General features: G+C 61.9%; 21 protein-coding genes and 1 pseudogene. 5 read left to right on the top strand and 17 right to left on the bottom strand.

What is annotated here, in order from left to right:
* Positions 1 to 50 precede the first annotated feature (50 nt).
* Genes NKH63_RS13835 through NKH63_RS13820 form a run of 4 tightly spaced genes read right to left on the bottom strand, consistent with a single transcriptional unit; the run spans position 51 to position 4,120 of the window.
* Positions 51 to 1,001 carry a glycosyltransferase family 2 protein gene (locus tag NKH63_RS13835; protein WP_023717979.1) on the bottom strand — a complete coding sequence of 317 codons (951 nt, stop codon included), beginning with the start codon at positions 999 to 1,001 and terminating at the stop codon, positions 51 to 53.
* Positions 991 to 1,941, bottom strand: a complete 951-nt coding sequence (locus tag NKH63_RS13830; RefSeq protein WP_023717980.1) for a glycosyltransferase family 2 protein — start codon at positions 1,939 to 1,941, stop codon at positions 991 to 993. Before NKH63_RS13830 ends, NKH63_RS13835 begins: the two co-directional genes overlap by 11 nt.
* Positions 1,941 to 2,936 (bottom strand): glycosyltransferase family 2 protein, encoded by a 996-nt coding sequence (locus NKH63_RS13825; RefSeq protein ID WP_352483973.1) that lies wholly within the window; start codon positions 2,934 to 2,936, stop codon positions 1,941 to 1,943. Before NKH63_RS13825 ends, NKH63_RS13830 begins: the two co-directional genes overlap by 1 nt.
* Positions 2,937 to 2,947: 11 nt before the next feature.
* Positions 2,948 to 4,120, bottom strand: a complete 1,173-nt coding sequence (locus NKH63_RS13820) for a glycosyltransferase family protein (protein WP_023717982.1) — start codon at positions 4,118 to 4,120, stop codon at positions 2,948 to 2,950.
* Positions 4,121 to 4,412: 292 nt separating this feature from the next.
* On the opposite strand from NKH63_RS13820, the pseudogene NKH63_RS13815 reads away from it, so the two are divergent.
* Positions 4,413 to 5,465, top strand: a pseudogene (locus NKH63_RS13815) (polysaccharide pyruvyl transferase family protein); the annotation flags it as partial.
* 222 nt (positions 5,466 to 5,687) lie between these two features.
* Here NKH63_RS13815 and NKH63_RS13810 read toward each other — a convergent pair.
* From NKH63_RS13810 to NKH63_RS13775, 8 genes are all read right to left on the bottom strand, one after another.
* On the bottom strand, positions 5,688 to 7,151 hold the full coding sequence (locus NKH63_RS13810; protein ID WP_023717984.1) for a lipopolysaccharide biosynthesis protein: 1,464 nt from the start codon (positions 7,149 to 7,151) through the stop codon (positions 5,688 to 5,690).
* Positions 7,148 to 8,317, bottom strand: coding sequence for a glycosyltransferase (locus tag NKH63_RS13805; RefSeq protein WP_352917969.1), 1,170 nt, complete (start codon positions 8,315 to 8,317; stop codon positions 7,148 to 7,150). The genes NKH63_RS13810 and NKH63_RS13805 overlap by 4 nt, the downstream gene beginning before the upstream one ends.
* Positions 8,318 to 8,504: 187 nt before the next feature.
* Positions 8,505 to 9,584: a glycosyltransferase gene (locus tag NKH63_RS13800; RefSeq protein WP_023717986.1), complete on the bottom strand. Its 1,080-nt coding sequence runs from the start codon at positions 9,582 to 9,584 to the stop codon at positions 8,505 to 8,507.
* Positions 9,585 to 9,616: 32 nt separating this feature from the next.
* Positions 9,617 to 10,948, bottom strand: a complete 1,332-nt coding sequence (locus NKH63_RS13795; RefSeq protein WP_352917968.1) for a UDP-glucose dehydrogenase family protein — start codon at positions 10,946 to 10,948, stop codon at positions 9,617 to 9,619.
* A gap of 85 nt (positions 10,949 to 11,033) precedes the next feature.
* Positions 11,034 to 11,900 (bottom strand): endo-1,3-1,4-beta-glycanase ExoK, encoded by an 867-nt coding sequence (gene exoK, locus NKH63_RS13790; protein ID WP_352917967.1) that lies wholly within the window; start codon positions 11,898 to 11,900, stop codon positions 11,034 to 11,036.
* A 136-nt stretch (positions 11,901 to 12,036) separates the two neighbouring features.
* Positions 12,037 to 12,438 carry a hypothetical protein gene (locus NKH63_RS13785; protein WP_352917966.1) on the bottom strand — a complete coding sequence of 134 codons (402 nt, stop codon included), beginning with the start codon at positions 12,436 to 12,438 and terminating at the stop codon, positions 12,037 to 12,039.
* Between the two features lie 256 nt (positions 12,439 to 12,694).
* A complete protein-coding gene (locus tag NKH63_RS13780) occupies positions 12,695 to 13,717 on the bottom strand; it encodes a glycosyltransferase family 2 protein (protein ID WP_352483969.1) in 1,023 nt (340 codons plus the stop codon).
* Between the two features lie 398 nt (positions 13,718 to 14,115).
* Positions 14,116 to 14,436, bottom strand: a complete 321-nt coding sequence (locus NKH63_RS13775) for an exopolysaccharide production repressor protein (protein ID WP_352790654.1) — start codon at positions 14,434 to 14,436, stop codon at positions 14,116 to 14,118.
* A gap of 557 nt (positions 14,437 to 14,993) precedes the next feature.
* On the opposite strand from NKH63_RS13775, the gene NKH63_RS13770 reads away from it, so the two are divergent.
* Together NKH63_RS13770 and NKH63_RS13765 are read left to right on the top strand one after the other, a co-directional pair.
* Positions 14,994 to 15,671, top strand: coding sequence for a sugar transferase (locus tag NKH63_RS13770; RefSeq protein WP_292659405.1), 678 nt, complete (start codon positions 14,994 to 14,996; stop codon positions 15,669 to 15,671).
* A gap of 179 nt (positions 15,672 to 15,850) precedes the next feature.
* Positions 15,851 to 17,074, top strand: coding sequence for a polysaccharide biosynthesis/export family protein (locus NKH63_RS13765; protein ID WP_084642532.1), 1,224 nt, complete (start codon positions 15,851 to 15,853; stop codon positions 17,072 to 17,074).
* A 124-nt stretch (positions 17,075 to 17,198) separates the two neighbouring features.
* Here NKH63_RS13765 and NKH63_RS13760 read toward each other — a convergent pair whose 3' ends face one another.
* On the bottom strand, positions 17,199 to 18,470 hold the full coding sequence (locus tag NKH63_RS13760) for an O-antigen ligase family protein (RefSeq protein ID WP_352790656.1): 1,272 nt from the start codon (positions 18,468 to 18,470) through the stop codon (positions 17,199 to 17,201).
* Positions 18,471 to 18,800: 330 nt separating this feature from the next.
* Here NKH63_RS13760 and NKH63_RS13755 point away from each other — a divergent pair, with 330 nt between their 5' ends.
* Positions 18,801 to 19,553, top strand: a complete 753-nt coding sequence (locus NKH63_RS13755) for an SDR family NAD(P)-dependent oxidoreductase (protein ID WP_352917965.1) — start codon at positions 18,801 to 18,803, stop codon at positions 19,551 to 19,553.
* 40 nt (positions 19,554 to 19,593) lie between these two features.
* On the opposite strand, the gene NKH63_RS13750 is transcribed toward NKH63_RS13755, so the two are convergent.
* Complete coding sequence (locus NKH63_RS13750; protein ID WP_352917964.1) at positions 19,594 to 20,175, bottom strand: DUF1349 domain-containing protein; 582 nt, start codon at positions 20,173 to 20,175, stop codon at positions 19,594 to 19,596.
* Positions 20,176 to 20,221: 46 nt separating this feature from the next.
* Positions 20,222 to 21,658, bottom strand: a complete 1,437-nt coding sequence (locus tag NKH63_RS13745; protein ID WP_352918059.1) for an aldehyde dehydrogenase family protein — start codon at positions 21,656 to 21,658, stop codon at positions 20,222 to 20,224.
* A 177-nt stretch (positions 21,659 to 21,835) separates the two neighbouring features.
* Here NKH63_RS13745 and NKH63_RS13740 point away from each other — a divergent pair, with 177 nt between their 5' ends.
* Positions 21,836 to 22,867 (top strand): hydroxyacid dehydrogenase, encoded by a 1,032-nt coding sequence (locus NKH63_RS13740; protein ID WP_352917962.1) that lies wholly within the window; start codon positions 21,836 to 21,838, stop codon positions 22,865 to 22,867.
* Between the two features lie 30 nt (positions 22,868 to 22,897).
* Here the strand turns inward: NKH63_RS13740 and NKH63_RS13735 are convergent, their stop codons facing one another.
* Both NKH63_RS13735 and NKH63_RS13730 read right to left on the bottom strand, forming a co-directional pair.
* Complete coding sequence (locus NKH63_RS13735; RefSeq protein WP_352917961.1) at positions 22,898 to 23,383, bottom strand: hypothetical protein; 486 nt, start codon at positions 23,381 to 23,383, stop codon at positions 22,898 to 22,900.
* Positions 23,384 to 23,487: 104 nt separating this feature from the next.
* A partial coding sequence (locus NKH63_RS13730) for a molybdopterin dinucleotide binding domain-containing protein (RefSeq protein ID WP_352917959.1) occupies positions 23,488 to 24,514 on the bottom strand: 1,027 nt, incomplete at its 5' end.

Below are 24,514 nucleotides of genomic sequence, written 5' to 3'. Positions count from 1 at the left end.
TTCAACCCTGTCGCAGGCGGCGAAATTTGTCTTCATTCGCCTGCAGCCCTTTACCTCCCCGCCACCACGGCAAACTGTGCCGCTACCCTTCGCAGCCGGACGGCGATCGGCATGCTCATATGCCGAACCGCCGCCGGATCGCTGAGCGCCGTCCATATCGCCTTGAGCGGGGACCGCGCCTTGATGTGCTGAACCAGCGACAGGAATGATGCCGCCCGCCGCAGGCTGCGAGCGCGCCTGGCGAACGCCGCCGCGGCCGCAGCATCCATGGAATGGGTCGCGGCGAAGGTGGCATCGGCCCGGCGCATCGCCTCGACGTGATGAAGTTCGAGCACCCGGGAGATGGAACCGGTGCGAATGTGGTAAATATAGCCCGTCGTCGGCTCGACCACGCATTTGCCGCCTTTGGCCAGAGCACTGGCCAGGAGGATGTAGTCTTCGCCAATGATCAGGCTTTCATCGTAACGAAGCCCGTTCTCGTTCAGGAACCGGCGCTGGAAGATCGGCTTGAGATAGCCGAGATTGAACCTCGATTCGAAGAGGACATTGCCGCCGATGTAATCCGCCAGCGAGATTTCACTGAGCCCTTCCAGATAGTCGGCCGGGAACATCGTCTCTTCCGCAACGCCGTCCTCCCGAACGACCTGCAGATTATCGACCGCGATCTCGGCGCCGGCTTTTTCCGCGCGTTCGATCATGGTGCAGATTCGCCCGGGATAGACCGCGTCGTCGGAATCGAGAACCGCTACCCACCTGCCGCGGGCAAGCTCAAGGCCGGCATTCCTGGCGCCGCCAGGCCCACGGTTTTGCTCAAGCGCGACAACGCGTACGATGTCTTCGGGGTAGGATCTCGCCAGGTCGAGCGTCCGGTCGCGCGACTTGTCGTCGACGACGATGACCTCGAGGCTGACATTGCGCTGGGCGACGGCGCTGGCAATCGCCCGATCGATGGTCGCCTCGGCATTGTAGGCGGCAATCACGAAGCTCACGTCAGGCTGCACGCTTGCCCCCTTGCTGCGGCGAAGACAGGCCGTATTGGCGGATTTCACGAACCCCGACGAGGCCGCTGACGACGCCGACATGCATAATGCCGCGAAGGACGCTGCGGTTCCGTCGGACGGGGTCGATGGCGACCGGAATTGCCGACAGGAAACTATAGCCGGCCTTTGCCGCGGCAATGCCGACCTGCTTGAGCCGGGCAAGGCCGCGCGCGTTGCGCCCCAGGAGGTGGCCATGCGTCTGTCCGACGCGGAACCGGCGGCGGCCGAGCCAGTCGAATGCCGCCCTGGCAGGCGGCACGACTTCATCGACCCAAGCCTCTGGCGAAAAGGCGATACTGCCGCCGGCCTTGACCATCTGGTCGAAGAATTCCGTATCTTCGCCGCCGGTCTGGCCACGTGCCAGGCTGAAGCGCCGGCCGCGCAGGCTCTCAGCGCCAATTCTGAGCAGGACGTTGCAGGTGTAGCCGGTGCGGATCTCGCCGCGCACCCAGACCGGCGAGGTCGAGTGGAAATCGCCTTTGCGCATCCAGTCGGGCGCATCCGGCAGGTAACGGGCTTGCACCGGCCCGAGCACGGCCGCAGCACCAGTTGCTTCCACCGCCGCCACCAGTTCGGCAAGCCAGCCAGCGGTGGCCGTCTCGTCGTCGTCGATAAAGGCGACGAAATCCGCCGCACTGGCATCGAGGCAAGCGTTGCGCGCGATCGAAATGTTGCGGGCCGGGGCGTGCCGGTAGGTCACCGGCAGCTTCAACTCCCCCGCTAGCTTGGCGACCAGCGTTTCGGCCGTCGGCGTATCGTCGTTGTCCGCGATGATGACACCGACATCGAATCCCGCGGGCATATCCATGGCTGCTACGGAGCGGAGCGTGTCGACAAGCTCCGGCCGGCGAAATGTGCAGACGCAAATATCGATGCTTCGATTTTTCTTGACCGGGTCCATCACGCTACCCCGCGCTGCGGTCGCGGTGCTAGCAGCTGCAGCCAGAAGCCGACCGACCAGCCGAAATGCATGACCATTGCCGAGACCCCGGCAAGCGCAATGTCGGGTTTGCGCTGACTGACCGCGGTCCAGAAGCCGTAGCCAAGGCAGACCGAGACCCATAGCAAAAGCGGCACGGCCGCCAGCCAGTGGACGAAGGAAAAGGCGGCGAGAAGAACCACGGGAAACACCAGAAGCGGCACCATCTGCCGGATCTTCGGGATCATGCGGTGCTTGAGAACGTTCTTCGCCCGGCCGCGGCCATAGCCGAGATACTGAAAATAGAGGCCCTTCAGCGAGGAGCGCGGGTAGTAGACCATTTGTGTCTTACCGGTCATCCAGATCCGGTAACCGGCCTGACGGAGCCGATAGTCGAGTTCGGCATCCTCATTGTGGCTGAACGTCTCGTCATAGCCGCCGACCGCGGTGAAGGCCGATATCCGGATCAGCGCATGGTGGCCATGATCGACCCATTCCCCCGCCGAAAGGTGCCGATGCTTGGAGCCGCCGGTGCCGAGCCTGGAATTCTGGGCCGCGGCCGCCGCCTTCTGCACCATGCCGCTGCCACTGGTCAGCATCGAGACGACGACCGAATCCGCCCCGGTGGCCTGCGCTTCTTCGACCAGCCGGTCGCAATAGTCGGCGGGATAGCCGCCATGCGCGTCGATGCGAATGAGATAGTCGACGCCCTCCCCGAACCTGGCAACGGCGAGATTGATCGCCGCGCTCTGCAAGCGCTTTTCATTGTGGAGCAGGACCACCCGCTGATCTTTTGCGGCGATATCCGCGACGATCGTCCTGGTGCCGTCCGTACTGCCGCCATCGGCAACGATGATCACGGCGCCCAGCCTCTTGGCCGCAGGGCGGAGCTCTCGAAGCAACGCGCCGATATGGGGCGCTTCGTTCAGGCACGGAACCACGATCATGCAGGATGGGAGCGTTTCGGTTTGCGTCATCGGCCGTCCTTCTATGCCAATGCTTCGGCAGCATATGGACCGGGCGCCGCGGCAAGGCCGCGGAGTTTTTCGACGAGCGCCCGGCAATCGGCGCGGTCGTAGCTCCAGGTGCGCGGATTGCGGGCGAGAACACGTGCCCTCAATGTCTCGAACCGATGCTGCTCCATGGTGCCGAGGGCAGCTTCGAGCGCCTCGGGCGTGGCTTCTGGCAAAAGAACGCCGATGCCTTGCCGATCGAGGAACCGGCCGGTCTCGGTGTTGCCCATCGAGATCGGCACGGCTCCGAAGCGGCAGCCCTCATAGAGACGGTTGGGCAGCAGCCATTCGGAATTCAGGCCCTGCTCAAAAAAGTCGATGGCCCAGGAAAAGTGAACCTCGCGGTAGATCGCCGCCATATCCTCCGGATTGCGATAGGGTCCGCCAAACGAGAGCCAGGGTTCCGATTCAACAAAACCGTGGAAATCGGGAAATTCGGACAACGCCGGGCGGCCTCTGAGGACGATTTCGAAGCGGCCGTCGAGGCGGCGCGAAAATTCGGCCAGAAGCTCCAGGGAGCGGCGGCAGCGGAGCGCCCCGAACCAGCCGATTCGCCAAGGCGGCGCAACAGGATTCTCCTCCGTCATGCGGTCATCCAGGGAAGCCGCGGCTGGCTCGAAATACTTGTTTTCGAGCAGTTCGACCGGCGCGGCAATCTGTCCGAACGGCTTGAAATAATTGGCGATGAAGGCCGGAGAGCTGGTCACCAGAAGCTTCACATCCCTGGCCAGGAAGCGTTCTGCGCCGCGCATCGCCCAGCCCAGCGGATCGTCGCGAAGCAGCAGACGATGGATGTCGAGGCACTCGTAGACAATCGGCACCGTTGCCTGGAAAGCCGACCTGGCCCGCCGGGCAAGCGCCAGCATTTCCAAATTGCGCGCGATAATGAGGTCGGGCCGTTGCATTGAACCCAGCTTGGAGCCGGTCGAGACCACCGCCTTCATGATCGCCGCCAGACGCTGGGCGAATCGGCCATCACGCGTCGGGCCGAGATCGATCGGCTGCAAGCCCTCGACATCAGCAACCGCGCTTGCCGTTCGACGAAAGCCCGCCAGCGTAACCTGGGCGCCGCCTGCCTTGAGCATTATGATCCGCCGGCGCACTGCCGGGTCGGAGACGTCGTGTACCAAGTACAAGACATGCAGCATGAAAACTCGACCGCTGTTGGCCCGCCCGCGACAATGCTAGTACAGCTCTTGCTGCATCGCAACATTTTTGGTTGCAGCGTAGCAAAGATCCACATTTTTTGTTGCACTGCAAAATCGATGGGTTAATCTCGCTCTGCTTGGGCCGCATGGACCGCGCGTTGGCCCTGCCATTGGGCTGCGCGCCAATAATCACGACGCGAGGACCATCCTTGGCGTGCAGCATTTTCGGCCAACCCGCACCTCGGCATCCGTCGACCGAACCGCGGGACTACTCACGAAATGAGGTCATTCAATGAAGATCGCGGTTGAAAACACCGTCTGCCTGAATACCGGAGACGCAGCGATTCTCCTGGCGATTCGCCATGTTTTCAAGACGATCGTGCAGGACGATATCCAGTTCTACGTCTTCGACAGCCAGCCGGAGGTGGCGGCGAGGCTCTACACGAAGAAGGAGTATCCAGATCTCGAATTCCACAAGCTGCTGTCGGAATCGCTGTTCCGCTACAAATACGGCAGTGGGCTGAAGAACCTGTTCAAGCCGATCTACAATCGGCTCGTACTCAATGCCCTGCGGCGGTTCGGCATCCGCGGCGTTCTCGGGCGTTTGTTCAGCTCAAGCAATCGCCGTGGTCTCGAGATCTACAAAGACGCCGACCTCGTGGTCACGACAGGCGGAACCTATCTCGTCGAGACCTACAATCTGGAACGGCGCCTCAATCAATTCCGGATCGACGCGATTCTGGGCAAGGACCCGGTCTTCTTCACGCAATCGCTCGGCCCGTTCAACAAAAGTTACAATCGCCAGGAGTTGAGCCCGATCTTCGACCGGAGCCCGCTCATCCTGCTGCGCGATGAACGTTCGAGAGGCCACATTGTGGACATGGTGAAAGACCCCGGCAAATGCCACGTCGTGGCCGACGCCGTCTTTGCGCTGGCCGATACCGACAGGATCGGAAGTTTTCTGGCCTCCGGCCAGTCGGCGACTGTCACCGGCCGCGTCGCCATTTCCGTCCGTCACTGGAACTATGTCAGCGACGGCGAGGGCGGCATGCGCCGCTACATCGACTCGATCCGCGAGATTGCGACCATCCTGGTCAGGGACCACGCCAAGCAGGTGACCTTCGTCTCTACCTGCCAGGGCGTGCCGGAATACGCCCATGACGATTCCAAGACGGCGCGGGCGATCGTTGCCGAACTCGATCCGGAGATCGCCAAGCATGTGAGCGTGGACGCTTCGTTCCACACGCCGGAGCAACTGATGGCCCTGGTGAAAGGCTTCGACTTCGTCGTCGCGACGCGCATGCACATGATGATCATGTCGCTCTGCGTCGGCACGCCGGTGCTGCCGATCGCCTATGAATTCAAGACCAAGGAACTCGCCAAGCGGATCGGCGTCGCCGACCTGCTGCTCGACATCGACACGGTAACGCCCGAGGAAGCGAGCGAGAAGCTCGGCAGACTTACCGCCCATCTCGACCTCTATCGCAGGACGAGCCTTCAGGCAGTGCTTGAGGAGCATGCGTCGGCGATGTCGGCAGGTGAGCTTTTGAGGCCGGTTATTGCCTGCCTAGCGGGCGTTGCGCATGGCGCTGGAAAGCGTGGTGAACAACGCACTGCGCGACTGGCGAAGGGCAAGCATGAGGATCAGGCCGATCGAATAATTGAGGGCAACCGCCAGGACCACCGCGAGCAGGTCTGACTGGCCGGTCAGTGATACGGGCAACTCCCGGTAGACGGACCAGGCAAGCAGCGACGACATTATGAAAAGCCCCTGCATGATCAGGAAGTCGGCTGCGGTCACCGGACCGACCCGATGGACAAGAACGGCAAGCACCGGGACGCGCAGCATATAGCCGCTGATCGCGTAGGCCGCGGCGACACCGACGGCGCCCCAGTGCAGGCCGATGATGAAGGCGGCGACCGTCGTCAGCGACGAGTAGATGCCCCAGTGGAACATGGTCTTGGTCTTGCCCTGGCAGATGAATATCCATCCGGTGGTGCTTGAGACGGACTGGATCAGGCTGGCGATGCCCAGCCAGGCGAAGATCGGCGCCACCGCTGTCCAGCGCTCGCCGAAGAGAAGCCCGACGACCTGGTCCGACGTCAGCGTCAGCGCCGCGATGCCGGGCATGGTGATGGCCGCCAGCATCCAATTGGTCCGCACATAGATGTCGCGAAACCGCGCCTTGTCCTCATGGATGCGGCTCAGCAGCGGCACCATCACGCGTGTCAGCGGCTGGTTGATGTTCTGCAGCGGAAACAGCAGGAGCTTATAGGCGCGGTCATAGTAGCCGAGTTCGATCGCGCCCGAATATTTTCCGATCAGGATGTTGTCGAGATTGCGCGAGAAGAAGTTGGCCAGATTGAAGCCGGTCAGATTGGCGCCGAAGGACAATATGTCGGTATCGACCTTCAGGTCCGGCCGCGACGGCGTCCAGCGCGCCACCTGCCATGCCGCGGCCAGCGCGACAACAGCCGAAACCGCCGGGCCGATGACCAGCGACCAGTAGCCCAGTCCCGCATAGGCGGCGATTGCGGTAGTCGCAAGTCCGGCAGCGGCGGTTATCACATCGTTCAGCGCGAGCTGGCCAAAGCGCAAATGACGGTTCATCAGCGCCAGCGGCACCGCGGCGAGGCTGCCAAGAAGCAGCGGCAAGGCAGAGCCGATGGTGATCCCGACCATGCGTTGATCGCCGTAGAAGGCGGCGATGGCGGGCGCCAGGCATGCCACCACCACGGCACTGCCCAGCCCAACCAGCGCACTGATCCAGAATACCTGGTTGAGCTGTTCGGTGCTGATGTCCTTGCGCTGGACCACAGCCTGCTGCAGGCCTAGGTTTTGAAGCAATCCGACAAAGGCCACGATCGGCCCGACGGAAGCCACGAGACCAAAATCCTCGGGGACCAGCAGACGCGCAAGCACGATGACCGAGAGAAACTGGATCGCCATCTTGAAGCCTTGCGCGCCGATCGTCACCACGCCGCCGCGCAGAGCGACGCGACCGAACTGGGGGGGCGGGTTGGCGTTCATGCCGGGCGCCTGGCTTCGGCGAGTTGAGCAACGATCTGCGCAAAACGTTCGTTGAGCAGGTCCGCGTTGAAATCCTGCTCGATCTTGCGGCGCGCCGCACGTGCGATGCGCTCGCATTTGTCCGGGTTCTCGGCCACCCAGACAAGCTTGCGGGCCAACGCCGCAACGTCTCGCTCCGGTGCGAGGAAGCCTGTCTCCTGATCCTCGATCAACTCGGGGATGCCCGAGTGATAGGTGCTGACAACAATCAGCCCGGCGGCCATAGCTTCCATCAGCGCCACCGGAATACCCTCGAGATCGCCGTCCTGTGCAGCAACGCTGGGCAGCAGGAATACGTGGGCATCGCGCAGGCGCTGCTTGACCTCGGCGTGCGGGCGCGGCCCGAGGAAAGTCACCCGGTCGGCAACGCCGAGATTTGCGGCGAGCTTCTTCAACTCTTCCAGCAATTCGCCGCCGCCAATCACCGTATAGACCCAGTCGCGCCGCGGAAGGCCGGCGAGGGCGCGCAGGGCGAATTCGATGCCCTTCTTTTCGGTCAGCCGGCAGACCGAGATGAAGGACAGCGTGTCCCGGTCCCAGGAACGCCAATGATAGCTGATCTCGCCCGGCCGCACGCCCATATGGTGAACCATGACTTGCGCGGCAGGCGCGCCGACGCCGATCAGGGCGTCGCGGAAAAACGCGTTCACCGGCAGCTGGAGAACGCCCTTTTCGAAAACAACCTTGTAGCGCGTGAGCGTGTCGTCATGCAGCGGTTCGCCGACATCGCGGCCGTGGAATATGGTTACCAAAGGAGCGGAAATCCGGCCTCGTTTCATGGCGCGGGCAACGCGCATGCCGTTATTGCCGAAATGCGCGACGATCACATCGGCGTTCTGCAATTTGCGCGCAAAGGCGATGTCGATAACGGTCGAGAGCTTATCCCAGAACCTGCCCGACCATCTCCTGAGCGTCGGGCGAAAGCGCCCCAGTCCGCCCCACCAGCAGACGACCTTGCCAGGCAGCGCCTGCCAGCGGCGATCGTCGATGTTGCTGTCCTTGCCGAACGACGTCTCGTTGCAGACGACGCCGACTTGCATGCCGCGCTCGAGGCACCCTTCTATCTGGTCGAGGACGAAGGTCTCCGACAAAGAGGGGAACTTATCAACTACGAAGCAAATCTTCATCGAATGGACGATCTTTCGAGGCCGGTCGGCGATCTGCTCGCGCGGATGAGGGCTGAAGCCCGTCGCCGCCGTGCGAGGCGCCCCAAGCGTCTGGTGTTGTGCGTGCCGTTGTCCCAAAGCAGCTCCCACCCCGGTCAGGCGCGAGAGCCGGCTTTTGGGCAACGTGTATGGTTTTGGACGAAATGCATCAGGCGGCATGCTCCAGCGCGCCTTGCCTGGCGTTGTCGAGAACGCCGAGGAAGGTCGCGAACTGAATGTCTGGATTCATTTGCGGCCGCTCCGAAAACAGCTGCGCCGCCGCCGACAGCCTGTCGTACTCGGCCTTGTCGCTCCATAGCCGCCTGACCGCGGCGACCCAGTCGTCGAGCGGTGCGTCATAGTCAAGTACAACGCCGCCGGCGCCGATCGCTTCCGGCAGGCCGCCGCGGCGGGACCCGACGACCGGAATGCCGCTGCAATGGGCCTCGGATGCCACGCGCCCCCAGGCCTCTTCCCATTTGCTGGGCGCCAGCAGGATCTTGGTGCGGCCATAGACCGTCTTCATGTCGCTGGTACGGCTTTCCAGCCTGACGTTGCGCAGCGGCGCGATGGTCCGTTCGATCTGCGCCCGGTGGTCGTCGTCGAGCTTCCAGCTTTCGACGAACAGAAACGGGATTTCGGGGCATTGGCCGGCGATGCGCACGGCGAGTTCGAACCCTTTTTCATTGTAAGGGTTGATCAGCGTGACGAATTCGCCGGTCGTCGGGGTGCTGTAGAGCCCGGGATTGATGGTCGGCGGAATCACGGTCGAGTCGATGCCGAACCTTTCCTTATAGGTGCGCGCGGTGAATTCGGAGTTGGCGATATAAAGCGCCGAATGCAATTCGCGCAGGTCGCCGGCCAGCTCGTGGAATTCGACGTTCCGCAGATAGACCACCAGCGGCACGCCGAGCGCCTGCAGCGCCTTTCCGATCGGCACCGATTTGTGGCACTGCACGACGGCGACATCGGGATCGAGCCGTTCGACCGCGAAGCGCGCCGCCTCCCAGGGAAACCATGCCCGCACGACCGGATAGCCGGGATAGCTGTCGATGACCGCACGCTGGCGAAGGAGCTTCATCTTGGCGCGCGCCTTGAAGCCGAACATGCCATCACCGAACAGTGCCGCCAGGACCGAGGCGTCATGACCGTGCTCGCGCAGCTGCTCGACCAGATGGTGCGTGCTCGACTGAACGCCACCGCTGAACTGCGGCGTGTAGCCGTTGCCGCCTGCAAACAGAACTTTCATGGACCTGGCTCCTTGCTGGACCGCCCCTATCGTCACGCCGCCATTCTGCCGATGCTGTGGTATTCGATGCCGTGGCGGGCGATGACCTTGGGGTCGTAGAGGTTGCGTCCGTCGAAGATGACGGGCGTGGTCAGCGCGTCCTTCAATGCATCGAAGGACGGCGCACTGAAGCTCTTCCACTCGGTCACGATCAAGAGCGCGTCGGCGCCTCGCACAGCGGCCTCTTTGGTGCCGCACAGCTGCAGGTCGTCGCGCAACCCGTAGATTGCCTGGCATTCCTGCATCGCCTCGGGATCGTAGGCCTGCACATTGGCACCGGCGGCCCAGAGCGCCTCCATCAGCGTGCGGGCCGGGGCTTCGCGCATGTCGTCGGTATTGGGCTTGAAGGCCAGGCCCCACAGCGCAAAGGTCTTGCCCTTGAGATTGCCCTTGAAATAGCGGTCCACCTTCTCGAACAGGACCGACTTCTGCTGGTTGTTGCGCTCCTCCACTGCACGCAGCAGCTTGGCGTCGAACTTGATGGCTTCGGCGGTCTTGATCAGGGCGCGCACATCCTTCGGGAAGCACGAGCCGCCATAGCCGAGGCCCGGATAGATGAAGTGGTAGCCGATCCGCGGGTCGCTGCCGATGCCCTTGCGGACCTCCTCGATGTCGGCGCCCAGTTGCTCGGCCAGGTTGGCCATTTCGTTCATGAAGCTGATCTTGGTCGCCAGCATGCAATTGGCCGCGTATTTGGTGAATTCGGCACTGCGCACGTCCATCACGATCATCTTTTCGTGGTTGCGGTTGAATGGCGCATAGAGCTCGCGCATTACCGCCTCGGTGTCCTCGTTGCTGGTGCCGACGATGATGCGGTCGGGCTTCATGCAGTCGCTCACGGCGGACCCTTCCTTGAGGAATTCCGGATTGGAGGCGACGTCGAAAGCCAGATCCTCGCGCCCGCGCGCCTTCAGCGTCTCGGCGATCCTGGCCTTTATCCTTTCGCAGGTGCCGACCGGCACGGTCGACTTGCCGACGACGATCTTGGGCGCGTCCATCTCACGACCGATGGCCTCGGCGACGGCCAGCACATATTTCAGGTCTGCCGAACCATCCTCGCCCGGAGGCGTGCCGACCGCGATCATCTGGATCTGGCCATGCTTGATCGCCGCGGCGGCGTCGGTGGTGAACTTGATGCGGCCGGCGGCATGGTTCTCCTTGACCATGTTTTCGAGCCCAGGCTCGAAGATCGGGACATGACCCTGGTTGAGCCGCTCGACCTTTTTTGCATCGATGTCGACGCAGACCACCTGATGGCCGACTTCGGCAAGCACCGCCGCCTGTACAAGACCGACATAGCCGATTCCAAAGACAGTCAAATTCATTCGGTTTCATTCCTGTTCAAGGCTTCGGGGCCTGTTCGAGCTTCGGGCTCGGACCACCTTCGGCCCGGCGGGTTCAGATGCGCTTCTAGTTCGTTTTGCATGCCAGCGATTCCGGGAATTGGCAGGGCTGGCCGAGTGCGGTGAATGCAACGCGGTCCACTTCCATGGCGAGCTTGCGGCCCGGATCCGAGAACGGCCCCATCCAGCCCTTCATCGTATCGCTGCCCCACAGGCTGAAATAGATTCTTTGCGAATGGGTGGGCAGCTTCGCCGGATCGGTGATCTCGTGGACAAGCTTGCCGTTGACGTACCAGCGCAGCCGGTCCTTTTCCCAGACGAAGGCGTAGTCGTTGAAGGCCTTGTCGGTGCCCCCGGCGACGTCGACCAGCTTCTCGTTCTTGCCCTTGCCGGCTATGTAGGCGTTGACCTGGACCTTGGACGTGTCCTTGGTCAGCACCTCGAAGTCGATTTCATCATGCGGCTGCTTGTCGGCATCGCCGACGAAGCTGAAGAATGCCGCGTTGACGCCGGAGCCCGTGTCGGTCTTCATCCGCGCCTCGTAGGTGCCGTAGCCGAAGCGCTGCTTGGTCTGGATCTCGGCGCAGGCGAATTCGCGATCCTTCAGCTTGCGCTTCTCGAAACCGAGCGTCAGCATGCCGTCGGAAAGGCCGATCAGGCTTTTGGACCAGGTGCAGTTCTGATGCTTGCCGTTCGTCCAGCCGTCGGAAATGTACCAGCGCGCGCGACTGAGGCTGGTGAAATCATCGACAAAGGACGGCGCGGTTGGGAGATCCTGGGCGCGGACGGGCACCAGGCCCGCAACCAGGCTGCCGAGAACGATCAGCAGAAACGCGCCGTCTGAACGGAGCCGCCGCAGCTTGCCTGGGATCGGGCGCGTGAACGGGGTGCCGCCGGTTGCCGGGGTGGACGTGCTTTTAGGATCTGCGTTCATATCAAACTCACCTTTGTGCTGTGCGCCCCCAAAGCGATCGTTCGAACCGTGACGAAACAAGCTAATCTTGACCTCTGTCGCTCCTAGGCTCCGTGTAGCGTGCCCAAAACCATTGCGCCGACTCCGGGATATTCGCTCAACCTGTGCCGGGACCGGCGGGTTTCACAAAATCGGTCCTTGTGTCTGGGCCGTTCTGCCGATCCTCCTCGAAGATTTCATCCAGCGAATGACGGAGACCCTTCATCATCTGCTTCTGGCGCGAGAGCGCAGCGATGCGCCGCTCGCAATTCAGGATCGACCTAGTCAGTTCGCCAACTTCGGAAGACCTGCGGGAGGAGACCGCCCCGTTTTCCATGGCCTCGACCAGGAAGGCGGCATTGGTGGCCGTTGTCCTGTAGCGGTTCTCAAGTCCGTTCTTCTCCGCCTCGACCTCGGCCGCGATCTGGTCCAGCAGCTTCGCCAAGCGATCGAGTCGCGCGGTGTCGGTCTGCGTGTCGCGCGCCGGATCTCTCGATCGGAAGCGAAAGATCGAGGCCATGCAGTCAGCGCCCCATCATCGTCGAGATGATGACCGGCCTTGGCGCCCGTCCACGTTCAAAAGACATTTCTCGCATCGTCCAGCTCCTCTGACAGGGGATGTCTCGGGCCAGTTCGGTTGGCCGTCCAAAATTGCTGCACCGCAACATAGATTGCCATTCCCCGCGCGCATAGGCAACCACCTAGATCGTAAACTCATAAATCGCGTCGAAATGGTGCGAGCCGACCGAGGTAAGGCGATCGCCACGTTGACGAGCCTAGCTTTCGCCGGCTGTGCTGGTTCCGGCCATGAGGAAGCGCAGCGGCGGCACATGCTGACGCTTAGCGGCGAAGCCAGCGCGGCGAAACAGCGCATCCAGCTTGTCGGAGGCAACGCCGCGGACGACGGCCGTGAGGTTGGACGAGCCGGCCAAGGCATAGGCCACAGCCGGCGCCAGCCCGCGCTCAGTCTTCACGTCTAAGAACTTCCGCAACCGGTATTTGTCGCGAATGTGCCGCTCGTGCCTTCTCAGCGCAGCCTTCGATGCCTCCGGCAAACTGTCGATCGCAAGCAGTGCCAGGTCGGCATCGGCCAGATGCTTCAGATCCTGGGTGTTGTGCCGTCCGCTCAGCGAATCGGCGCGCACGATCGCGCCGTAGCCACAGGATTTGATGACCTTGAAGCGCGCGCCATGCGCAACCGCGCGCGCATAGAGTTCATAGTCTTCGCCAAGGCGCAGCTTCTCGTCGTAGCGCAGCTCATGCCGATCGAGGAAGGCGCGGCTGATCACGGGTTTGAGGAAGCCCAGTTCCCCTCGTTGCACACGGCGCCTGGAGATGTTGGCGTCGATGAAACCCTCGAAATCGAGGAATTCCGGCTCGGGCGAAAACGGTGGAGCGACGATTTTCGAGACGTCGGTTGCCGCGTCATCCCTGACAAGCATGATGTTGTCTGCCGCGAAATCCCAATCGGTGCTGGCGAACAGTCTGTGAAACCTGCCTTCGAAAAAGAAATCATCAGCGTCCAGGATGCTGATGAACGGCGACCTGGAACCGGCTATCGCGGCGTTGCGGGCAAAGGAGGGGCCGCGATTGACGTCGAAGCGGATGACGGAAAGGCGGCCCGTGCCGTCGTCGGCTGCATGGGCGACTTTCGCGGTATCGTCGGTGGACGCGTCGTCGACGACGACGACTTCCGCAACCTCCGGCTCGCGCAATGCCGATGCAATGGCAGCCGGGATTGTCCGCGCCGCGTTACGGGCAGCGATGATCACGCAGACTTGGGATGATGTCATGGACATGCCTCTCGATTGCAGAAATCGTTGCGGATTTCCTCGCCCTCCCCGCTCAATGCCTCACCGCCCGTCTGACATGCATCGGCCCAAATGCCTATGCTGCAAGTGCGAAGCAAGCATCGCCAAAATCATCGGCGCCGTCCAGTTTTTCATTTGGCTGGGTGTCATGACGCGGCTGGGCAGGCGGCGAGCCGCAATCGGGATAGCTCCCGAAAGGCGCCGCTTGGCAGAGCCGCTCCTGCACGGCCCGGATCAAGCCACTGGCGCGCTCAGTTGGCCAACCAGTCACTGCCGAGTAGGTCGTGGCGATGGAGAGCGGCCGCTTGGTGGAGGCCGGGAGCATCGAGGAAATGAAGAAACGGGATGCCGACTTGCGGCGTGTTGCTGGAGGCCAACGCCCGAAATCAGTGAAGGCCTCTCCTGGCGCTTAATTTCTCGCCTTCGGCCGCTTCGTTCGAACTCAGCTTTCGTTCTGCGTCGCGAATTTTGTCGGCCGAGGTCGGGGCATTTCTTGCGACCATGGCAAAGACCAGCAGAAAATAACCGAGTTGGATGACTATGGCGCAGCCGATGACGCGAAAAAGCGTCGTGCCGAGCGAGGCGCCGCCCAAATAGGACCAGACGACCACGATCGCCAGCGCAAAACACATTCCGATAATGAACTTTGGCAGTGACATACCCGATAGCCCATCAACCGGCTCGGGAAAAAATGTCGACAAGCCCACCCCGAGCACCTCCCTTAAACTCTGCGAGCTTGTTTAGGTTGCCCGCTTCTGGCCGGTTGCTTCCGGCCTTGCCCAATCTGTCCATACTCCGACAGAAACAATTTGCAACTCTATTGAGGCGAGCAATAGGCGGCAAGGGCAGCTACGGAATAATTTTAAGCGAATCCTCAGGATCGCCTCTGCCATGGTGCAATGCACACGTCGGCATCACCACTGATTGACGGATATCGACTCGCTCCAGTAAGATTTATAATATTGACCAGTATCTTATCATAACATCAGTCGATATTTTTAACTTCTAAGTGACGGCAAAGCTCCACAACCGGGTATAAAGAGCGATTCGCCCAAAATCAGCCCCAAAATTGGACTAGATTTTCCAAAATTGCCCATAATCTGTCGCCTTTGCGACATAAAGGCAAAATTTTGTGCAGGACGAGTTCATTATTTAGTCAGTTCATGACGCGACTATTACAGCCGGCTGGGAAATTGTGTGTTGCGCTGCAGCATTTTTTTGGTATCGTGCGCTAAACCATCCGTTCAACGTATGGAGTTTACGCATGAGGGACGTAGCCAAGCCGGCCGACGCGGATTTTTCGCAGGCCGGCGTCGATTTTCCGCCGCCGATCGGCGGCCTGCTCAAACGCAGCTTCGATATTGCCGGTTCGCTGATCGGCCTGATCGCTCTCAGCCCGCTGTTCGTGATGATAGCGCTGCTTGTCAGGTTTTCCGATGGCGGGCCGATTTTCTATGGTCATAGCCGGATCGGCCGCGGAGGACGGATTTTTCCGTGCCTCAAGTTCCGCACTATGGTTCCAGACGGCGAGCGGGTGCTTGCTGCCTATCTCGCCGCGAATCCGGAGGCCAACGCCGAATGGATAGCGACCCGCAAGTTGAAGAACGACCCGCGGATCACGCGCGTCGGAGCGGTGCTGAGGAAGCTCAGCCTCGATGAGTTGCCGCAGATCATCAACATCCTGCAGGGGGATATGAGCCTGGTTGGGCCTCGTCCCGTGGTACGCGATGAGTTGGAGATCTATGGCAATTCGGCCGTCTATTACCTGAAATCGCGCCCCGGCCTGACCGGGCTCTGGCAGGTTAGCGGACGCAACGATGTTTCCTACGACAGCCGCGTCGCGTTCGATCGACACTATGTCGAGAACTGGTCGATGTTCGAAGACATTCGCATCATCATCAAGACCGTACCTGCGGTCTGGATGTCGCGAGGCTGCTACTGACGGCCGCTTGCTGGCCGTGCATCGAGGAGCGACTGTCCAGAATTCGAGCCCGGGACTCAGGCATCGGGACTCAGGCATCGGGCGGGGCAAACCAGATCGGAAACGCTCAGTTGAAAGCAGATATAATCGATATCTTTTGCACCGGCATTCTCTCCAGACGCATGCGGCGAGTACGACTTTTGACGACTTGCCTCACGCTGGCGACCGGCCTGTCGCTGGCCCTGCCGCAGTTTGCCTTCGCCGATGACTATCGGCTTGGAGCACAAGACAAGCTAACCATCCGCGTAGCGGAATGGCAGACCGTCGAAGGCACGTTCCGTGACTGGTCGGCCATCAATGGAGAATACACGGTCGGGCCGGCAGGAACCTTGTCGGTGCCGTTCGTCGGCGAGATGCCCGCATCCGGCAAGACGACCTCGGAGATCGCGGCATCGCTCGGCGAGGCGCTACAGCGTAAGCTCGCCCTGGCTGACAAGCCCGAGGCCTCCGTCGAAATGGCGCAGTACCGGCCGTTCTATATTTCTGGCGAGGTGCAATCGCCCGGACAGTATCCTTGCGTGCCTGGGCTGACGGTGCTGAAAGCGATGAGCATTGCCGGCGGAACGCGGCGGAACTCGGAGAGCGGGCAGCGCTACGACCGCGACCTGATCAATGCCAAGGGCAATTTCGACGTACTTCAAGACCAACAGGTCAGGCTGATCGTCAAGCGCGCCCGCATCGAAGCGGAACTGGCGAACAAACCGTCATTCGAAGTGCCGAAAGAAGTGGCCGACGATCCGAAGCTGCCCAGCATCGTTGCCGATGAGACGGCGATCCTGGCGGCCGACCAGAAGAAACTCAACCTACGCTTGCAGGCGCTCGACGACTTGAAGGCGCTGCTGCAGAGCGAGATCGATTCGCTGCAGAAAAAGATCGTCAACCAGCAGAAGCAGGTCGATCTGGCGAAGGAGCAGCTCAACGGTATCGGCTCGCTGGCGCAAAAAGGCCTGGTCGTCAACACCCGGGTTTTGAATTCCCAGCAAACCATCGCCGACCTCGAAGGCCAGATACTGGATTACGAAACGGCGATTCTCACGGCCAAGCAGTCGATCAGCAAGGCCACTCAGGACGCTATCGATCTGGAGAACACCCAGAACTCCACCCTCGCGACCGACCGGCAACAGACGGAAGCCGACCTCAACGAAGCGACGCTGAAGCTGAATATGGAAAAAGGCTTGATGACCGAAGCCCTGTCGGGCAACCCCATGCCGCAATTCTATGGCAACAACGAACCAGCCGCCATGTCGTTTTCCCTGGTGCGGGTGGTCGACGGCAAGACCAGCGAAATCACCGCCGACGAAGACACGCCGGTGCTGCCCGGGGACGTGATCAAGGTCAAACCGGCGCCCCTGGCCATCCAGTAGCTTCTTTCCACCGGAGCGAAGCACCCACCTCGCAGGCGGCGGCCTGCGGGGTTTTGGGCTTCGTATTTTATGGATCAGAAAACAAGGCGGCCTTTGGGCGACGAACAGCCCGGATCGGCCCGCTCTAGCCTCGCACGGCGTCCGGTTCCTCGAGATGGTTCGCGGCGCTCCACCGGGAACGGGCGACGGACGGCACCTTCACCAGCTTGAAGTAGCTGTAATACAGCAGGAACGATCCCATGATGTAGGGATTGAGGGTCTCGACCTCGACGAAGGAGCGGATGAACAAAAGCACCATGACGCCTGCGAGAATCACAGACTCGGCTTGCCATGTCCTGAATATCAGCGCCGAGACGTGCCCCCAGAGCGTGCGCAGGATGATCAGCGACAGCAGTGTCGCTCCGACGAAGCCGAGTTCCACCAAGGTCTCGATGTAGGTGTTGTGGAAGTGGAAGCCGCTTCGGGCGGCGATGTAGAATTCATTCCACAGCCGCTCGGCCTCGGAGAAGCCCTGCACCCAATACGCCGCGTAGCCGACGCCGAGGATGGGCGATTGCTGCGCGGCATTCCAGCCCTGCTGCCAGAGGTAGGTTCGTCCGGTGAGCGTCGAATCCTTGCCGAAGAGGCCAAGGACAAAGTCCATTAGCCCGAGATTCAGCGCAATCACGGTGCAGGCGACCAGCCCGCCTGCACCGATCACGAAAATGACCCGGCGATGGCGGAGCGAAAGCAGCTTGCCCATGGAAAGCAGCGCGACCAGGGCGAGAACCGCCGGGGTCGATGCCATCGAAGTGGCCGAATGCGACACGACCAGCAGATAGCCCGACAGAAGGACGATTGGTACAATCAACAAAAAACCTATGCGGCCGCGCCTGAGAAAGGCCAGGTAGACAACGCAGAAATAGATGCCAAGCGATGCGACAAAGCCGATCTGGTTCTTGGAGCTGAAAGCGCCGACGAAATTGTATGTCCCGTCGAGAACGTCGTAGGAATAACTCGCGACCTTGAGCGAGTAGAGCAGGACGACGAAAATCCCTATTAGGGCGCCTATGGTCAAGGTCCGGACGCTGACCGTGCGCGCGGCAATGTAGGCGCATGCGATATGGGAACAATATTGCACGGCCGTCCTTGCCGTGGTGCCGGGAGCTGCCGACCAGAACACCGAGAAGCAGACATAGGCTGCAAACGCCAGCGGAAGCCAGGCGCTGGAAGCGTGCCTTAATATTTTCCGGTAGTCGACCAGGATGAGCGGCAGCCAGACTGCATAATAGGCCAGGATCATGGCCTGGCCGAAAATGGTCGAGTAGGAGAACGCCCAGATCGAGACTGCAACGGCAAAGCTGCCATAGACCGTGTTCTTGTCCGGATCGATCAACAGAGATTTTGGAATCTTCATCTCGGTATCGGTTTTCCGCCCTTGCAGCTCAATGCCGATTTCATGGGCCGCTCATGGGTCGATTCATTGGATCGATGGGAGCCTCGCCTGCAGGCGCTCGCATTGTGCAGTGCAATATAGCGCATCCGGCGCTGCATGTCACCCGGATGACAAACTGGGCGAAGTCGTTCCTGCAGTTCTCCCATGCCGGACGAGACGATTTGGCCAGGAGGCAGTGCCGTTCAATTGCCTGGTGCTGGCCCATCACGAAGCTGTTCGGAGGCTGCAAGTCCGCGCTTGAACTTGTCCGCCGTTGACTTCACATTCGCCGCCGATTGGGAGGAAGACCACATGCCGATGAGTTTCGCGGGACGATTTGCCGGACGGTCTGCTGTTATTACCGGCGGCGCCTCAGGCATCGGCCTTGCCGTCGCGCAAAGGATCACTGAGGAAGGCGGGCGTGTTTCGGTCTGGGATCGCGATGCCGCCCAGATCGAGCAGGCCAAGGCCATTGTTCCAGGCCTGCACAGCGTCACCTTAGACGTCGCCGACCCCATAGCGGTCGAAGCCGCCGCCGGAGAGACGATCGAAGCGATTGGCGCAGTCGATGTCCTTGTCACCAGCGCTGCCATCACCGGACCGAACATGACGACCTGGGAGTATTCCGTAGAGGATTGGCGCCGGGTCATCGACATCAATATCAACGGCGTCTTCTTCTGCAACAGGGCGCTGGTCCCGCATATGCTCGAACGCAATTACGGCAGGATCGTCAACATCGCCTCGATTGCCGGCAAGGAAGGTAACCCGAACGCCTCGGCCTACAGCACCTCCAAGGCCGCGGTGATCGGCATGACCAAGTCGCTCGGCAAGGAACTGGCCAAGACCAAGGTGACGGTGAACTGCGTCACGCCGGCAGCCGTGCGCACCGCGATCTTCCAGCAGATGAGCCAGCAGCACATCGACTTCATGCTATCGAAAATACCAATGGCGCGGTTCGGCGAGGTCGAGGAGGTGGCGGCGCTGATTTGCTGGATCGCGTCCGAGGAATGCTCGTTCACGACGGCGGCCGTCTTCGACGTCTCCGGCGGCCGGGCGACCTACTGAGGCCGGCCGGACGCAAACCGCCCGACCGGATCGCGGCGCCTCAGTCGTGAAGCTGCCGCGAGATCGGCGGGCCGATCGAAAAATCGCTGAATGTGACCTCGAAGCCCTCGCGCTGCGGCGAGCAGCACATCATGCCGACATCGACCGTTTTCGATGGCGGGAAATAGGCAAGCCGCACCGGCTTCCACTGCTTGTCGGATGCATCCAGATACTGCACGCGGATCGTCTCGGCATGGCGGGTCAAGCGTATCCTGACGCCGTCCGGGTCGGCGGGAATATTGGCCAGCGACCAGTCGGAAGCATCGTTGGTGACGACGACAGAAAAATACATCAGCCCGTCGGTGTATTCGATGCCGGCCTTGATCCAGTGCGTCTCGCTCAGGCGGACCATAAGCCCGGCTTGGTCGTAAAGCACCTCATAGTGCCCCTTGACCGTGACTTCGGCGCTGAAATCGCCCTCGACCTCACGATAGAGGAAATGGCCGTTGTCGCGCCAGAAGCCGTAGAACGTCTCGCGCCAGAAGTCGGTCTCCTTGCCGGTCCGCACATGCACCGTGCCGTCGCCGAACTCGTGGTGCGGCGGCGGATTAAGCCAGGTCAGGTCCGTATTCTCAGATGCCATCGATTTGCTCGCCTGCCTGGCTGATCCCGGATGAGTGCCGCCTTGATTAGCCGGCAAACGTGTAAGCGGTCTTCACCGTGGTGTAGAACTCCGCGGCGTAACGACCCTGCTCGCGCGGGCCGTAGCTCGATCCCTTGCGCCCGCCGAAAGGCACGTGGAAGTCGACGCCCGCTGTCGGCAGGTTGACCATGACCATGCCGGCTTCCGAATTGCGCTTGAAATGCGTGGCGTGCTTGAGGCTGGATGTGCAGATGCCCGACGTCAGCCCGAACGGTGTGTCGTTGGCCACCGCCAGCGCCTCGTCATAATCCTTGACGCGGATGACGTTGGCGACCGGTCCGAAAATCTCCTCGCGCGAGATGCGCATGGCGTTGGTGGTTTCGGTGAACAGCGCCGGTTGCAGATAGAAGCCGCGGGTCTCGCGATCGAGCCGCTCACCACCGAAGGCGAGATCGGCGCCTTCCTGGCGGCCAATGGCGATATAATCTTCATCCTGTTTCAACTGACTCTGATCGACAACCGGTCCGATCTGGGTCTTCGCATCGAGAGCGTCGCCGACGACCAGCTTGCCCAGGCGGTCCTTGAGCGCCTCGACGAAGCGGTCATGGATGCCGTCCGTCACCACCAGGCGGGACGACGCCGTGCAGCGCTGGCCGGTCGAGAAGTAGGCGCCGTTGATGGCGCAATCGACGGCGACGGCAAGGTCGGCATCGTCGAGCACAACAAACGGGTTCTTGCCGCCCATTTCGAGCTGAAACTTGCGCATGTGCTCGACGCTGGCGGCAGCGACGCGCTTGCCGGTGCCGACCGAGCCGGTGAAGGTGATGGCGTTGAGGTCAGGGCTGTCGAGCATGGCCTGGCCGACCACCGAACCTTTGCCCATCACCAGGTTGAGCACGCCCTTAGGCAGGCCGGCGCGGTGCAGGATGTCGACAATGGTCCAGGCGCTCTCCGGAACGAGTTCCGCCGGCTTGAAGACGATGGTGTTGCCGTAGGCCAGCGCCGGGGCAATTTTCCAGGCCGGGATGGCGACCGGGAAATTCCATGGCGTGATGATGCCGACCACACCGACCGCTTCGCGGGTGATCTCGACGCCGACGCCGGGCCGCACGCTTGGCACCAGCTCGCCCGACAGGCGCAGCGTCTCGCCGGCAAAGAAGTCGAATATCTGGGCTGCCCGCACGGTCTCGCCGATGCCCTCGACCAGCGTCTTGCCTTCCTCGCGCGCCAACGCCCGGCCGATTTCATCCTTCCGCGCGGTGATCTCGTCCGACGCCTTCCTCAGCACAGCATGGCGTGCCAGCAGGCCCGATCGAGACCACGCCGGAAATGCCGCTTTCGCCGCCGCGATGGCCTGCCGGGCCTGCTCGGCGCCCCCCGACGCATATTCGCCGACCACGTCGTCGAGATTGGACGGGTTGATGTTGCGGGAGCCGGCATCGCCCACCCACTCGCCATCGATGAGGTTCTTTCGAAACGGGATCATGTCGCTGTCTTCCTTGTCGTCCTTCGATCGCCGTCTATCTGGACCACCGACCGCCACACCGCAAGGCCGAAGGCGGGCAAACTTCTCCTCCTCGACAGGCATGTGATAGATGTCGAAGCGGGAGAAGATGATTCTAATGTGCTGCGACGCGGATCGCACGGGAGGAAAAATGTCATGTCCGACAGCGCCTTGCCGCTGGTGATCAGCGCACCCCATCCACGCACACTCGACCTGATCTTCACGCCGGCTGCGCTGGCGAAATTTCGATCGAAATACCGCATCGTCGAAACATCGTCCGAAGGTGTCACAGCCTTGCCGGCTGATGTGCTTGCCGAGACCCGCTACATCGTCGGCCAGCCGCCGATCACGCCGGAGACGCTGGAGAAAATGAAGGCGCTGCGCTGCGTCTTCAATGTCGAGAGCAACCTCATCAACAACATGCCGTATGAGACGCTGTTTTCGCGCGGCATCCATGTCGTCACCACCGGCCTGGTGTTTGCCGAGCCGGTGGCCGAGCTCGGCCTTGCCATGGCGCTCAACCTCGCCCGCGACATCGTCGACGCCGACCTCGCTTTCCGTCAGGGCAAGGAGCTGTGGGGCGGCGACGGCAACCGGACGGCGCGGCTTCTTTCCGGCGCGGATGTCGGCATTATCGGCTTCGGCGATCTTGGCCGTGCGCTCAATCGGCTGCTGTCGGGCTTTCGCACGCGGACGAAAGTCTTCGACCCGTGGCTGCCGCCGTCGATCCTGGTCGAGAACGGCGTCGAGCCGGCCTCGCTCGACGACGTTCTGTCGAGCAGCGATTTTGTCTTCGTCGTCGCTTCGGTGACCAGCGAGAACCAGGGTTTCCTCGGCGCCGAAGCCTTTTCCAAGATGCGCAAGGGAGCCGCTTTCATCCTGCTCAGCCGGGCCGGCGTCGTCGATTTTCCGGCGCTGATGAATGCTGGCCGCAGCGGCCATATCGTCGCCGCCAGCGATGTCTTCCCGGAGGAGCCGCTGGCCCGGGACCACCCAGTCCGCACATTGCCGGGGTTCCTGCGCTCCGCCCACCGGGCCGGCGCGCTCGACATCGCCTTCAAGCGCATGGGCGACATGGTGCTGGAGGACATGGACCTGATCGATCGCGGCCTGCCGCCGATGCGTTCGAAACGGGCCGAGCGTGAGACCGTTTCGCGGATGCGTTCAAAGCCGGTCGACAAGAACTAGGCCGTCCCTTCCGGACGACCGCGCACCTGTTCAGACCGTGAAAGACCAAAACAAACAGGCCAGTGTCGCTGCGGCGAAGATGACGAAGAACAGGCTTCTCAACAGGATGTTGCGCCGCAGCTCGTTGATGAAGAGATGGCATCCGACGACGGCTGCGACAAACAGGAAGCGCCAGTTCAGCAGTGCCGAGAGCACATCGCGTTGACCGAAAGCAAATCTGGCGGCGAGACATCCAATGACGGCCGCGAACAACACGATGACCGCCCAGAAGATCGCATCGGCGGCATGCGTCAGGACGATGCCGGCAAGCCTGATCGGCAGTACCATCATCAGCAGTGCGCTGAAAAAGTAGACCGCCGCGAGCGGAATGAATGCCCCTGCATCGGCGACGTCACTCAAGCGCTTGGCGCCGATCGCGCCATAGGGATAGCCATGCCTGGCCACCGCCAGGCTGAGCGCCATCAGCAAAGCCGTCAGCACGGCCGCAAGCGCGAATGAGGTCAGGGCTTTACTCATGGGGCTCCCGTTCCGAACGAATCGAAGTCAGAACGGTGGTAGCCTATGGTTTGTAAATTGCTAGTAAGCATCATGCAGCGGCGCGGCAGAGTTCCTCGGCGCATTCACTCTGCAGCTTGCAGACGCCGCCCGTCGATAATGGTCTTGATCTCGGCGCGGCAGGAGCCGCAATTGGTGCCGGCGTGAAGGGCGGCGCCGATTGCCGCGACGCTGGTGCAGCCGCCGCGCACCGCTTCCGCGATCTGGTTGGCACCGACCCCGAAACAGGCGCAGACGATGGCGCCGCGGTCGACGCTCTTGCCGCCAGGCCGCCCGGCGACGATCGCCAGCCGCGCCGGCCGATCGGCATGGTCGGCACCCAGTTGTTCGGCCGCCCAGCCGCGCGACACCGCTACCGGGGTAGGCGCAAGATAGAGCGCGCCGACCAGCCGACCGCCCGCGAAACGGGCGAAGCGATGGTGCCCGCCGGCGATGTCGTGATAGGCGAGCGCCTCGCCTTCCGGGCCGAACAGCGCGGCGGCAAACCCGGTCCAGTCGCGGCTGTCCTGCAGCGCAATTTCAAGGCGCCAGCCGGCGGGGCAGCGGGCGAGGCTCCAATAATCGGCGTCGATGGATGCGGGCCGTTCCGCAAGCACCGCGAAGCCGAAGGCCGTGGCGGCGAACCGCTCGATTCGGGCGGCAACGTTCTTTGAAGCCGGCTGGCCTGAAATCGCATCAGTCGTCGGCGCGACCAGGGCATCGACGCGCGCGCGCGCGGAAAACTGATCGGTCCAGTGCATCGGCACGAACACAGAGCCTTGGCGTTGGCGCCCTGTCACCAGCGCGCGGACCACGACCTCGCCATAAGCTGTCGAGACGCGCACAATATCGGCATCGCCGATGCCGTAGTGCTGCGCATCAGCCGGGTGAATTTCGACGAAAGGCTCGGCCATGTGCTGCGACAGGCGCGGGCTCTTGCCGGTTCGCGTCATGGTGTGCCAGTGGTCGCGCACGCGCCCGGTGTTGAGCACCAACGGGTAGTCCAGGCTGGTGCGGGTTTGGGCGGTTGGGCGGATGGCAATAAAGCGCGCCTTGCCGTCGGGTGTGTAGAAATTGCCGTTGGCAAAGAAGCGGGTGCTTTTGTCCTCCGGC

The sequence above is a fragment of the Mesorhizobium sp. M0960 genome (assembly GCF_040319055.1).
In the GTDB taxonomy this organism is placed as follows: Bacteria; Pseudomonadota; Alphaproteobacteria; order Rhizobiales; family Rhizobiaceae; genus Mesorhizobium.
This window is presented reverse-complemented; position numbering and strand designations above follow the sequence as displayed.